Below are 14,509 nucleotides of genomic sequence, written 5' to 3'. Positions count from 1 at the left end.
GTATCAAAGAATTTGATTATGGTGTCCCATATCCCATGATATAAGGACTGTTTTTTTCATAACTTAGTTTAGCAATTTTGTCTCCTGAATTACTTTCAATTGTGTAAACAATGTTATTTTCTACTTTCTCAACAATTCCTACATGGTCGCTAACAGAATCACCATCCCAGTCAAAAAAGACGATATTACCACTTTTAGGCAAATTACCTTTTCCCAACCGGTTCTACGTCAAATAGTGTTGTTACTCTAAAATCACTTTGGTAAACGCTTCGGCGTTTCTTTTTTTGTATTCGTAGGTTTAGATTTTATAAATATTCATAAATTGTGAGTGTGAGTTAAAATACTTCCAGGAAGCTTAGTCACACCCAATAATTCTAAATTGGGAATGTCAATGTTTAATTCTTCTTCATGTAAGCAAAAACTCCTAATAGTCCAACTGCTACAAGTATGGTACAAATGACAATCCCAACTATTTTTGTTCCTGTCATATGGGACCGTCGGTAAATTGATTGACAAAGGTGTAAGAAAATAATAGGACCATTTAGAATAGACCAATACATAAATTAAGTTTTTTTGGAACGATTTAATATGTAAAATCAGGTAATGCCATTAATCAGAAAGTCCTTTAACTCATTAGCAACATATATCCAGCAGCTGTGTTAGAATTAAGTTATATAATAAATCGTGGATGGAGTGGTTGTTGATGGTAGTTGAAAAAGCGATTATTGATGTTAGCCTTGAGGGATTTTCTCGATGGTATCTCGAAAGGAAAGAGAGCTTGTTACAAGAAGCAAAAATTTGGAATGAGAAAAATCAATCTTTAGTTAATGACTTTTTGAATGAGTGGCCTCTTGAAAGACTACGTGATATGACTATAGATGAGTACGTCGCAGGGAAAGGAGCCCAAAGCAAATCGTTTTGCTATGAACTTGAATATGGAAAGTACGCTGATATGTATTTAGGTATTCGTGGGGGGAACGCAAGAAAGTTTGGTATTTATTGGAATAATAAGAGTGGCACCTATTTTAACCAGAACAACCAGTCAATCCCAGAGTCTGAAGTACAAACAAAGTTCTCTTCTCTTAAGACTGATCTCATAGAAATTATTACATCCGGAATTTTACAGTCTTTCAACGATATATCGTTCACAAAGAAGAATTCTTTTTATAGTCGGCCAGCAATCGTGATGAAATTGTTGTGTGCTTATTCGGAAAAACCAATTTTTTCTGGCATAAATATGAATAAGGATCAGAAAACGGTTTGGGGAAAACTAGTAGCTCTTGAAGAGATTGGTGGTGTTTACAAGCAAAACTTTGACATTACCACTGCTATATCGAAACGTCATACCGAGTTAGATGGAAAGCTATTGTCCCCCGTTCTTTGGCGTTTCAGAAATGCAGTTTTGCAATCAAGTGAGAAAGATAAGCAATTATCAGAGACTGGCAGTCAAGAAGATGTCTCACATCTGAATGAGTATAATAATCTGCTATTGCAAGCAAAAAATATTGTCCTTCGTGGTGCTCCGGGTACTGGAAAGACATATCTCGCACAACAAATCGCCACATGTATAATTTCTAGTGGTAGAACTGCTGATATTGAGAATCTAACGGTTGAGGAGAGTAAACAACTAGGTTTTGTCCAATTTCATCCGAGCTATGATTATACCGATTTTGTTGAAGGACTTAGACCAACCAGCACAGGGATAGAAGTTGGTTTTGAGCTAGAGCCTGGTATATTTAAAGCTTTTTGTGAGCGAGCTGATGACAAATATCTTAAGCATAAATTGACAGATGACACCCTAGTCGGAAATACTAAACCTTATGTTTTTATTATCGATGAGATAAATCGAGGTGAAATAAGCAAAATTTTTGGAGAGCTCTTTTTCTCTTTAGATCCAGGTTATCGTGGTCTAAGAGGTGGTGTTTTGACCCAATATTCAAACCTGCATGAAGATCAAGACGAAAAGTTCTTTATTCCCCAAAATGTTTATATCATAGGAACTATGAATGATATTGATCGCTCGGTGGATACTTTTGACTTTGCTATGCGCCGTCGTTTCACCTTTATAGAAATAAGTGCTGAACAGTCGGCCAATAGTATGCTGAAGAATGATGAAACTAAGGCTTTGATGACTCGTATAAATGAGGCAATAATCGACAAAACTAAAGGTGGTCTAACGAAAGATTATCAAATTGGTGCAAGTTACTTTTTAACGATTGATGAAGAGGGCACTTCTAGTGAGGCCATTAGAGCATTGTGGGATAATAAATTATTTCCATTGTTGACTGACTACTTCAGAGGTGAACATGAGTCGGAAAGAAAATTAAAATACTTGGAAGATGCTTATTTCGCTATGCCAGAGGAGGACTAGTTTATGGTAAAACTAGTTCCTGTCAAAGATAACTCGTCCATTGATGAGTTGTCAGACCATCCGATAGTGACCAAACTGGCGAATAAGGACTTATCTGTTCTTGAAAAAGAGAACTTTCTTGTTTTTCCAGAGCAACTCTCACAATCAGTTGACTTGAATGGTGACAATTTTATTTTTACTCAGAAAAATGACGCAACACGAACTTGCAACATTGTTGGAATCCTTAGTGATGGCAATGATGAGTTAAGGATAAATTCCCGTTTTAGTCAAACTAATGAAGAAGATTATTTTTTGCGTTATATGCTGCAAAGAGTCCTAAATTACAATGTAGTGAATAGCAAACTTGGTTTATCAAATGAGATGTCTTACTACGATTTACTGGTATTTCTATTTCCGTATTATTTAAATAGAGCCTTATCAAAGGGTGTTTACAAAGAATACGTCAACAAGAAATATGATGATGCTAACATCAAAGGACCAATTGAGATTAGTCGCCATATTAAAGGAAATGTTCCTTTTACTGGTAAAGTAGCTTATCGTACACGTGAGTTTAGCTATGATAATAACATGACAGAGTTAATTAGACATACGATTGAAAAAATTCAACTTGCTTATGATTTTATACTGGTAAACGAAGATACTAGGGAGTCAGTGAGAACGATTAAAAGGATTACGGGTAACTATTCTCGTTTTGATAGACAGCGAGTGGTCCAAGAAAATAGGGTCAAGCGAGTGAAACATGGTTATTTTACGGAATATGCGGCTCTACAACGATTGTGTATTCAGATTCTAAATGAAGATAAAAGTGGTTTTGGAAATGGTGAGACTAAAGTTCATGGCATTATTATTGATGTTGCTTGGCTTTGGGAAGAATATATTTGGAAGATTACAGGGTGGAAACATTATGGAAGACGAAGTGATTTAGCGACTTTAAACTTTTTTAGTCGGTTGGGTAATGATGCTCAACAACACCGTTATCCGGATTTTGAATGTGATGGTATTCCAATTGATACAAAGTATAAACGAAATCTTGATAAACGAAATGACTATAATCAATTAGCAACGTATATTCATCTCATGCGTTCAGAAAAGGGCGGATTTTTGCAGCCAAGTCAGTTTGAATCTGGATATCAAAAACTGGGGAATATGGCTGGATTTGGTGGAGAATTGTTCACTTATAGATTTGGTATTCCCCAGGATTATAATGACTATGATGATTTTGTCAAACAAATAGAAAATAGTGAAAATAAACTGAAAGCTCTGAGCCTTAATTAGGTGAAGAGCTTTTTATGTGCTTGGATATAGAAAATAAAATTTAAAATAGTGCAGAATAAAGCCAACTACTCGACTGTAGTAGCTCAGTGCCAGCACCTATGTAAATACTTAAAAAGGATTGAACCACTAGCTTTAGGACAAGAGCTTGAAAAGATGATAACAATAAATTGCGCAATCATATCATTAAGGCTGCCTGGAGGAAAGTGTGGGTTATATAGATTATTGAGACTAGTAGTGATTATTCCAAAATCTATTATTACTAGCTTTTTTCGCATGTAGTTATAGCCAAAAAGATTTTACTTGATTTCAGAATAAAAAGTATAATAATTGTTGAAAAAATCAAGTTGAGTAAGGATTATCGTAAATTAACGTGATATAATATATTCTAAGAATAATAATATAGGAGGGGCAAGGTATTGGGTAGCAATGAGAAAAATAAGTTTGTAAATGCCAATGAAAGTTATGACACCCTAGAAGAACAACTTTCCTCTGATATTCTTGAAAATATCATTCGTGAGGATATGCCAAATATTCTAAATGTCCTCCTAATTGATAGAACAAAGACAACCCCTAAGAAAACGAAAAATATTATTTGGGCGAACGAAAATTATATCAGATATGGCGTAAAAGCATATTCAGCTACTGCACAAATGAAGCCAGAACTAGTAACTGGTCAAATGGGTAATATCATTAAGCCTAGGGCAGTTAAATCAAAACTTGTGCAAAAAGAGCGGACTAAATCAAAAGCTGAAGTTTTCACTCCTACGTGGATCGTAAAAAAGCAAAATGATGAAGTGGATAAGAGTTTTTTAAATGACGATCTCGAAACATACGCCAAGCGAAAATGGTTGGAGATTGCTTGTGGAGAAGCGCCCTATATGACGACTCGTTATGATATGGAAACAGGTAAAATCGTTGCGCTTTCTGATCGTGTCGGATTCGTTGATCGTAAGTTGAGACGTATTAATGAAGAAGTCTCAGATAAAGCAGAATGGCAACGTCTTGTCGTAGAGTCCTACAAAGCGAGTTATGGCTTTGAATGGAATGGGGATTCATTGTTATTGGCACGTGAAAACTTACTTTATACCTACAGAGATTATTATGTTGAAAAATGGTTGGAAGAACCATTGTACGGTTTATTTGAGGATATAGCTGAAATTATTAGCTATAACGTTTTTCAAATGGATGGACTGAAATACACCATTCCATTGACTGAAAAGAGGGAAAAAGTTGTTGTTAACCAAATGTCCTTGTTTGAAGATGAGGAGCCTGAAGAAAAATGGATTATTAAATCGGGAATAAGAGTCAAAATAATGAATTGGGATACTAATAGAATGGAATTTTTCGATAAAGGAGTGAGATAAGTATGAGTCTGGTTGCAAACAGATCATATACAACTAATTTTGAATTTCTACTTCTAGATTGGGATCTAAAGCAGAAGTACTATGATCGAGCAAAATATATTGAAGACTTTTATATACAAGGAGATTTTGAAAAAGCAATCGAACAAGCAAACAAGTTTGAAGATGAACTGGTATCAAAGAATCTTGTTGCTGAGCCATTAACAAACTTTTCTTACGATGATTTGCAAAAAGATGCTCTGAATAGACTACAGGTTTTGCATCAGTCCTTAAAACAAATTTCTATTAACTCTGGTCATGACGTTAAAAATGATTTTGAAAATCCAGAAGTAACAGAGTTATATCAAACAAACGAAAGAAAAATAGTTTATGTTCAAACAGCTGACAATTCCACTGGAAACTGGAGTGTCTATTCAGGTTCTGAAAAAATAGGTGATACTACAGCTGATAACAGTCTTAATCCATTTGATTTTCAACCAAATAGTGAATATCTAAAGAGTCAAGCAGATTCCAGGATAAGTTCCTACATGACGACTTCAGGTGTTCCTTATAAAATTGATTGGGTGGAACTGGCATTTAGGCCTGGAGATAATCTAAATCCGTGGTTTAGAGATCAAGATGTTCATGAGGTTCTTAAACGTTCAGGATATAAAAAAAATAAAGCAGTTAAGGGCAATGAATGGTGGAAAGTAAGCCTTGAAGTTGCAAAAAAGGCAATTGAGGCGGCTAAAGAAAACCGCGAAGTCATTGATGGACCGGTTATTGATAAAAGCAAAATTATTCTTCGACCTGAACAAAAAGCGGCAGTTAACCAAACTAGGCAAGTATTTAAGACAAAGAATCGTATGCTATGGAATGCAAAAATGCGTTTCGGAAAAACTTTATCAGCATACCAATTAATTAAAGACGAAGGGTATAAATCGGTCTTGATTTTAACTCACAGGCCAGTTGTTTCTGATTCTTGGTATGATGATTTTACTAAACTTGAAATGGAAAAAGCGGGTTATAGATATGGGTCAAAAAAAGGAGAGAGCATTCATAGTTTAATTTCAAATAATGAAAAGTTTGTTTATTTTGCTAGTATTCAAGATCTACGAGGTTCTGAACAAGTTGGAGGTAAACAAGGGGAAAAAAATGAATTGGTTTTCTCTACTGATTGGGACTTAATAGTTTTTGATGAAGCCCATGAAGGCACTCAGACTGAATTGGCTCAAAATGTTGAAAAAGCCGTGGCGAAAGAAAATACTAAAATACTTGAGCTTTCGGGTACACCATTTAACATACTTGATCAATATTCTGAAGAACAGGTTTTTACTTGGGACTATGTCATGGAACAAGAAGCAAAACTACGCTGGTCTGTTGAAAAACCGGAACTTCCAAATCCCTATGAATCCTTACCAAAAGTCAACATGTTTACTTTTGAAATGGGCAATAAAGAGAAGTATTCTGATAGTAACAAAGCTTTTAATTTTAAAGAGTTTTTTCGTGTAAAAGAGAACGGATCTTTTGAACATGAATCGGATGTTTATGGTTTTTTAAATGAAATTGTAAAAGAATCAAAGACGAATTACCCTTTTTCAACAAAAAAATACCGTAATGAGTTAAGACATTCTTTATGGTTACTCCCTGGGATAAGTGCAGCAAAAGCATTGAAAGAACTAATGGAGAAACATCCGATTTTTGGTAAAGAATATAAAATAATCGATGTTGTTGGCAAGGATGACGATGAGATCACTAAACATGACCCTGATTTAATCCGAGTTCGAAACGCAATTAGTGATAAACCGTGGGAAACTAAGACGATTACATTAACAGTCCGTAAACTGACTACAGGGGTAAATGTGAAGGAATGGACTGCAGTGGTTTTTTTAAACAATACTAATTCAGCAATGAACTATTTACAAGCTGCCTTTCGTGCCCAAACACCATACTCCAATGAAGTTCAAGGACAAAAAAAAAATGCCTACATATTTGACTTTGCACCTGATAGAGCCCTTACGGTAATGGCTGAATCTGCCTCCATTAACTCTGGAGTAGGAAAACGAAATACTCAAGAGCAGAAAGACAAAATGGATAAAATGTTAAACTTTTTACCTATTATTGGAATGACGGGTAATAAAATGAAGTCATTCAGTGTTGATCGCATGCTTACACAGTTAAAGAAAGTTTATGCGGAGAAAGCTGTTCGTTCAGGTTTCGATGATGATAGCTTGTATTCAGATGCTTTATTAACAATCAACCCCGAAGCTGCTGAGTTATTTGAAAAGTTAAGAGGAATTGTGGGTAAAACGGGAGCATCAAAAGGAGCAAAAAAAGTTAATGTAAATGAACAAGGACTAACTGACGAAGAATACGAACGAGCTGAAAAAGCTAAGAAAAAAGCAAAACGACAACGCACGCCTGAAGAGCAAGCTGCTATTGATCAGCAGAATCAAGCAAAGAAGGAAAGACGAAATGCTATATCTATTTTAAGGGGAATTTCAATCCGAATTCCATTAATGATTTTTGGTATGGAAGTTGATATTGCAAAGGATATAGATATAGATACATTTGTGAATGAAGTGGATGAGGTTTCATGGAAAGAGTTTATGCCGGCAGGTGCCACCAAAGCACTTTTTAAAGAACAAGCTAAGTATTATGATCCAGAAGTGTTTATTGAAGCGGGACGAATTATTAGAAGCCGCGCAAAATCGTATGATGATTTAAATTACACAGAACGTGCTGAAAAAATAGCAATGTTGATAGGAACGTTCAAGAATCCAGACAAGGAGACAGTTTTAACTCCATGGAGAGTAGTTAACATGCAACTGGTCTCAACAATAGGTGGATTGTCTTTTTATGATAAAAATTTTATTAGTACTATAATTGACGGAAGCCCAGCATTAAATTGGGTTACAAAAGCTGATACTGATGATGCTTATAAATCTGACAGCAAGTTTTTAGAGATAAACTCAAAAACAGGATTGTATCCATTATTCATTGCGACGAGTCTATTTTATAAACGACAAATGCAATTTGTCGAAGATAATGCAGGTAAAATTACAAAAAATGATGAGGATAATATCATTCAGAAAATATTAAAGAAAAACGTTTATGTAATTGCGAAAACGCCAATGGCAAAGACAATTACGAAAAGAACTCTAGTTGGTTACAAAGATATAGAAACTAATATCCGATATATTCCCAATATTGTAAAAACAATGAGAAAAAATGTAGACATTGTTGTAAAAAAAGTACAGGAGGCTTTTGGAGTAATGAAATTTGATGTAGTTGTAGGAAATCCTCCATATCAAGAAAACGATAATGGTAAGCGTGATGATGGTTCATCAAATGCTAGTGCAAGTCCGCTCTATAACTTGTTTACCGATCTAGCAAAAGCTGTCTCTGATGTGCAGACTTTGATTATGCCAACAAGATGGACATCAGGTGCTGGTAAGGGTTTAGGTAATTTCACTAAAGAAATGCTTTCGGACAGGCATATAAGAGTGTTCGAAATGTTTACAAAGTCAGATATGGTATTTCCGAATACAGATATAAAAGGTGGAGTAGGATATTTTTTACGGGATAATAAATATTCAGGTCCAGCTAAAATAACAGTTAATGCTGTTGACAACGAAGTATCTACTCGTGTTGACTATTTAGATGCAGAAAATTTAGGATTATTTATACCGTTTACTGACCTAAAATCAATATTTAAGAAGGTTAAGGCAGTAGCAAGCAATTTAGAGGTTGAAAATATGCAAAAAATCGTGTCGGTGCTTAAGCCGTACGGCTTACGCACCGACTTCTTTAGCAACCAAGTAAAATACGGCTTGCCACCGGTCGCCACAAAGCGCGGGGCCGCGACTGATATTGAGATAATAGGATTATATAAGAAAAAAAGAGTATCTAGATTTATACCACGAGAGTATCCGATACCTTTGGGGAAAGAAACAATTGATAAGTATAAGGTTTTTATATCTTATGCATATGGGTCCGGTAATTTGGCACGCCAGGTCAAATTTCAACGGAGACTTTTTTGCGCATAGGGAATTTTGAAAGCAAAACTGAAGCCGAAAATCTAATTAAATATATTAAAACAAAGTTCTTTCGTGTCCTAATTGGGATTTTGAAAGTAACACAACATTCTACAACTACATATAAACTTGTTCCTTTGCAAGATTTTACCAAACATTCAGACATTGACTGGTCAAAACCAGTGGATGAAATAAATAAGCAACTATATCAAAAATACAGTTTAACCGAAAGCGAAAGGCACTTCATCAACGATAAAGTGCAAGAAATGAAATAGATTATATACTTATGGTTATAGCTTTTCTATTATCTGGGTAATTTCTTCCAAACTTCTAAAACGATGTTCAATCATAAATATTTTAGATTTGGATTTTACTTAGCAACCTTTTGTAATGAAAAAGACTATCAAATCATGAAATATAGAGTGTTGCTATTTGGATAATGGGAGAATTACTTTATTATTTTGTAAATGATAGTGTACTGAAAGGAGAAAAAGAAGAGAATGAACGAAATAAAGTGCCCCCACTGCGGCAAAGCCTTCACCATTGACGAGGCAGGCTATGCAGATATATTGAATCAAGTGCGAAATAAAGAATTCAATGAAGAAATTCACGAAAAACTTGAGCATATTAAACATCAACACACTAGTGAACTTGCTCTAGTTGAAGAAAAAAACAAGAACAAGTTTGATAAGCAATTATCAAAAAAAGACGAACAAATTGCTGAATTAAAGAGCCAATCCGAAGTTCTTGAAAAGCAAAAAGAGTATGATATTCAGCAAGCTCTAGCAGATAAAGAAAAAGAAATGATTAAACTTCAAAATCAAATTGCCATCTTCACTACTGAAAAAGAAATCGCAAAAAAAGAAGTAGAGCAAATAATGCAAGCAAAGATTTCAGATAAAGAAAAAGAAATTGTGGCATTAACTTCAAAAATCGAATCATTAAATAGTGAAAAGAAACTAGAAATCAATCAAGTTATTTCGAAAAATGAAAAGGCTTTATCGGAGCTTGAAACGAAGTTGAAACTCCAAGTCAAAGAAAACGAGTTAGAGAAAAATTCTCTCAAAGATAATTATGAAAGTGCCCTTAAACAAAAAGAAGAGACAATCGCTTTTTATAAAGACTTAAAAGCCAAGCAATCCACTAAAATGGTTGGGGAGAGTCTTGAACAGCATTGTGAGATTGAGTTTAACCGCTTTAGAATGACTGCTTTCAAAAACGCTCAATTCGGTAAAGATAACGATATTAAGACTGGTAGTAAGGGTGATTATGTCTACCGGGAGTCTGATGATAATGGCACTGAAATTATCTCCATCATGTTCGAAATGAAAAATGAAGGTGATGAGACGGCTACTAAGAAAAAGAATGAGCATTTCCTTAAGGAGTTAGATAAAGACCGTCGTGAAAAGCAATGTGAATATGCTATTTTAGTTACAATGCTGGAAGCAGATAATGAACTGTATAACGATGGCATCGTGGATGTTTCTTATGAATATGAAAAAATGTATGTTATTAGACCACAATTCTTTATTCCAATCATCACTTTGCTGAGAAACGCCGCCCTTAATTCGTTACAGTACAAACAAGAGTTGGCGTTAGTTCGTGAGCAAAACATTGATATAACCAATTTTGAAGATGATTTACAGACATTTAAACAAGGTTTTGCTCGAAACTATGATCTAGCTAGCCGAAAATTTAAAACAGCCATCGATGAAATTGATAAAACAATAACTCATTTACAAAAGACAAAGGATGCACTTCTATCATCGGAAAACAATTTACGATTGGCCAATAATAAAGCTGAAGATTTGACCGTGAAGAAATTGGTGAGAAACAATCCAACTATGCGAGATAAATTTGATGCATTGAGTGGAGGGAATATCGTTGATAATTGATTTATCTTGCAAAAGAAATATATTTTCTGATAAAGAGATTGAATTGAAAAGCAAAAATTTTATATTTGGAAAAAATGGTTCCGGAAAATCTACGCTATGTGATTTAATAAAACTTCAAAAGCATTATATTGAAATTGAAATCGATGAAGATGGGCAACAGATTGAGAAGGTAGAATATGGAGAGAGAGTTTTTTCTGAAAACCAAAAAGAAAAATATGATGTAAGGATTTATCAAGGTTTTGAAAGTGTAATCGGAGAGAACAATAAATTAAACGCAATCGCTTTGAGTGGAGAAAACAAAAAAGTTGGTGAAAAAATTAGGATTGCAGAGAGTGAACTCAAGAAGTTAAAAGAGGAGCAAGAATTAATTGAGGAAAAAGTTACTTCGGCAAAAGAAGTTTTCGACCAAGCAAAAAAAAATATAGAAGCATGGTATAAAAAAGCCTCAAAATCTATTAAAGAGAATACACAATATCAAGTGGATCCTAACTATAATAAAGCTAAGTTTGAAAAAGATATAAAAAAGAGAAAACGGGTTGATAATCTTGAAGAGTTGAAAGCAACTATGAAAGAAGTTTCAAAAAAAAATACTGTGGCTCACCATTTAGCCGTTCCTAACTTGAAAGAAGTCCTCGTAAAAGTAAACAAGATCTTATCAAAAACAGTAAAGTTTTCTAACAAATGTGAGGAATTAGATAGTTCTGAAAAGGAACAATTTGCTAGACAGGGTAAGCAACTACATGAGGAAGGACAAAAGTGCTTATTTTGTCAAGGAATAATAACAAAAGAACGTTTAGAAAGATTAAATCAACATTTTAATGAGGAATATCAAAAGTTAGAAAAAGAAATATCAAACTTTAAACTTGAAAAAATTACTTTAAGTAAGCTCAATCAACAAGACTTCTATGCGAAGTTTTCAACAGCCGAGCTTAATCATGAAATATTACAAAAAGAAGTAGAAATTAATGAATTTATCGAAACAATTCAAAAATCAATATCGAAAAAGGAAAATAATATCAGTGAAGTTTATGATGCTTTAGACATAGAGCCTCCTAATATTAAACATCTACAAAATAAGGTAAATAGGTTTATATCAGATAACAATCAATTTGGAGCAAATTTATCCGAGAATATTGCAAAAGCTAAAGATCAGATTAAATTTCATTTGGTTTACAAGCAATGTGAAAAATTCAACTATGAAGTTGAAAAAAATAAGCTAGAAAGTTTGGAGGCACTGATTCCGGATTCACTTGCAATAAATAGGAAAGTTGCCGATAAAAACAAAGAGATTAGAGATTTGAAAAATTTACAAAAAGACACATCAAAAATTGTAAATTTAATCAATAAAAGGTTAAAGAAATCTGGAAAAAAAGACATAGAGTTAGTTAAAGTTGAGAATAATGGTGTTGAGACTTACCAGATACTGGACGAAAATAATCAAACACGACCAATAAGTCGAATATCAACGGGAGAAAAAAATATAATTGCTTTTTTATATTTCATATATTCTCTAGAGGATGTTGAAAACGAGAACGATAAACAAAAAATTATAATTTTTGATGATCCAATGAACTCAAATGACGACACTATGCAATATTTAATTATCACTGAGTTACAGAATATTCTGAAAGATACTAAAAAAAATGAACTTGGGCAAGAAGTAGATACTAAATTCAAAAATGATTTCAAAGTTATAATGACTCATAATAATCATTTTTATTTAAATGTAAAATATGGTATACGAAATTATAGTAATAATTGCTTTTATCATTTTAGAAAAGGAGACAAAACAATAATTAAGCTATTAAATAGTGAAAAAGAAGATTTTAAGACGAATTATGAGCAGTTGTGGCAAGAATTGATATTTTTGTATGATAGTGGGAAACCTGAATTTATGATAAATCCTATTAGAAGGATATGCGAAAGCTTCGAGAAATTTAACAATTTGGATAAAAATAAATTTTATAGAAACCATCCTGATGCAAAAAAATTATTGGATGTAAATTCTCATTCAATTGACGATCTCGAGGCGGATATAAATGGGAAATCAGAAGATGAAATAAAATCAATTTTTAAATCAATTTTTGTTGATAACGGATTTGATAATCATTTTAATGCATATTGGCCATCATAATTCAAATTACTCTTTTAAGGTTTGGTGGTTATTTATTGGCTATACTGACGAAGTGATCTGTGTATGTTCATCAACTATAAAATGAGCCACACGCTAGTCTGATTTTGACCCACTGTCTCTCATCTAAAAACGTTCCAATTTTTAATCTATGTTTAGCCTTTCTGATGATTCTTAACTTTTCTTTATAAGGTCACTTCTTTCTTGAAGTCAAGTCCTTAATGTTGTGTAAAATACACCGTGGTTATTGCTGTGCTTTCAAAACTAACAATGTATTAATTGAATCGTCTGATGTGTCAGCAATTCAATCAAAGACTGTGATCAATCAAACGTTTGTATCTATCTTCCTGGACGACTGTGATAGCACTTATCACAACAATCTACCTATAAACAAAAGACAATTGTAGTAATATAGAAATGGATCAAGGGAGTGTCAATATAGTGTTGTCCAGTGACGATGAGTGTAGTCATCAAGTACTGTTTCGCAAGATGATCAACTAATTAATGTGAGTTTAAGACTAGTTTATATCCATCTTTAATGCTAAAAGGTATACTATCAGAATAAAGAGGTGTTCGTATGGTTAAATTGTGGATTGTCCTTTGATTTTAGTCAGTAATCAAAGGAGGAGAAAATATAATGAAATTCAGTTATAAAAAAGAGATCAAGATAAGTCAACTTCTTGCGCTATATAACACCGTGGGGTGGACGGCGTATACTCGAGAACCAGATAAATTGCAGAAAGCTATTCGGCAATCTTTAAGTGTCATTACAGTATGGGATGATAGTGATAATAACAGTCAGTTAATTGGTTTAATCCGTGGTGTCGGCGATGGAGAGACGATTTTATACATTCAAGATATACTAGTCATGCCTACGTTTCAAAATCGTGGTATTGGGAAGCAATTGATGGAACAATTGCTATCGATGTACCCTGATGTTCGGCAAAAGGTACTGTTAACCGAGGATGCTCCAGATGTTCGTCATTTTTATGAAAAATGCGGGTTCGAGTCTGCTGATAATGGAAGCACGGTGGCTTTTTATCGGGAGTATTGACTATCATTACAAGTATTTGAAAATATTGCAACACTATTTACTATATGATGTTGAAAAACCAACGACTCTAACTATTGAGTCGTTGGTTTTTCTTTGTTGTGCGCCCAGCATGGGCGATAACTTGGTGGTGAAAGTCCACTACAGGCTTGGCAGTAGGAACTGTTAGCTGAAGGCAAGGGTGTCCACCGTGAGGTGGAATCTGAAGGAAGCTGAAAGCAAATACTCGCACTGACGAACAGAAATCTCATATGGAGGCTGGATTGGGACGGACGAGCTTGCAACACAAAGCAAAGTCCAATACTGCACGAATCCCATTTAGTAAATGAGGCAGTGACATGAGTGGAAGGTTATCGCACCTTACCTGGGGAGGTCTGTCTAGCGATAAAAACTATCGTAGTAACAACGA

At 34.1% G+C, this 14,509-nt stretch carries 8 protein-coding genes; 7 read left to right on the top strand and 1 reads right to left on the bottom strand.

What is annotated here, in order from left to right; all coding sequences use genetic code 11:
* Nucleotides 1-16: 16 nt before the first annotated feature.
* A complete protein-coding gene (locus tag H541_RS0104550) occupies nt 17-217 on the bottom strand; it encodes a CHAP domain-containing protein (RefSeq protein WP_022796161.1) in 201 nt (66 codons plus the stop codon).
* Between the two features lie 486 nt (nt 218-703).
* Between H541_RS0104550 and H541_RS0104545 the strand changes: the two genes are divergently transcribed.
* From H541_RS0104545 to H541_RS0104515, 7 genes are all read left to right on the top strand, one after another.
* On the top strand, nt 704-2,371 hold the full coding sequence (locus H541_RS0104545) for an McrB family protein (protein WP_022796160.1): 1,668 nt from the start codon (nt 704-706) through the stop codon (nt 2,369-2,371).
* 3 nt (nt 2,372-2,374) lie between these two features.
* Nucleotides 2,375-3,646, top strand: coding sequence for a 5-methylcytosine restriction system specificity protein McrC (locus H541_RS0104540; protein WP_022796159.1), 1,272 nt, complete (start codon nt 2,375-2,377; stop codon nt 3,644-3,646).
* A 416-nt stretch (nt 3,647-4,062) separates the two neighbouring features.
* Nucleotides 4,063-5,010: a hypothetical protein gene (locus H541_RS0104535; protein WP_022796158.1), complete on the top strand. Its 948-nt coding sequence runs from the start codon at nt 4,063-4,065 to the stop codon at nt 5,008-5,010.
* A gap of 2 nt (nt 5,011-5,012) precedes the next feature.
* Nucleotides 5,013-9,035 carry an Eco57I restriction-modification methylase domain-containing protein gene (locus H541_RS12500; protein ID WP_052168261.1) on the top strand — a complete coding sequence of 1,341 codons (4,023 nt, stop codon included), beginning with the start codon at nt 5,013-5,015 and terminating at the stop codon, nt 9,033-9,035.
* 488 nt (nt 9,036-9,523) lie between these two features.
* The gene (locus H541_RS0104525; protein WP_022796157.1) at nt 9,524-10,918 is read left to right on the top strand and encodes a DUF2130 domain-containing protein; all 1,395 of its coding nucleotides are present in this window, start codon (nt 9,524-9,526) and stop codon (nt 10,916-10,918) included.
* Complete coding sequence (locus H541_RS0104520) at nt 10,908-13,052, top strand: AAA family ATPase (protein ID WP_022796156.1); 2,145 nt, start codon at nt 10,908-10,910, stop codon at nt 13,050-13,052. Before H541_RS0104525 ends, H541_RS0104520 begins: the two co-directional genes overlap by 11 nt.
* Before the next feature lie 634 nt (nt 13,053-13,686).
* Nucleotides 13,687-14,103, top strand: coding sequence for a GNAT family N-acetyltransferase (locus H541_RS0104515; RefSeq protein ID WP_022796155.1), 417 nt, complete (start codon nt 13,687-13,689; stop codon nt 14,101-14,103).
* Nucleotides 14,104-14,509 lie beyond the last annotated feature (406 nt).

Origin of the sequence: Bavariicoccus seileri WCC 4188 (assembly GCF_000421665.1) — a bacterium.
Classification (GTDB): domain Bacteria; phylum Bacillota; class Bacilli; order Lactobacillales; family Aerococcaceae; genus Bavariicoccus; species Bavariicoccus seileri.
This window is presented reverse-complemented; position numbering and strand designations above follow the sequence as displayed.

Coding starts and splice junctions, on each gene's coding strand:
- H541_RS0104515 (WP_022796155.1), top strand. CDS start 13,687: ATGAAATTCAGTTATAAAAAAGAGATCAAGATAAGTCAACTTCTTGCG.
- H541_RS12500 (WP_052168261.1), top strand. CDS start 5,013: ATGAGTCTGGTTGCAAACAGATCATATACAACTAATTTTGAATTTCTA.
- H541_RS0104525 (WP_022796157.1), top strand. CDS start 9,524: ATGAACGAAATAAAGTGCCCCCACTGCGGCAAAGCCTTCACCATTGAC.
- H541_RS0104540 (WP_022796159.1), top strand. CDS start 2,375: ATGGTAAAACTAGTTCCTGTCAAAGATAACTCGTCCATTGATGAGTTG.
- H541_RS0104545 (WP_022796160.1), top strand. CDS start 704: ATGGTAGTTGAAAAAGCGATTATTGATGTTAGCCTTGAGGGATTTTCT.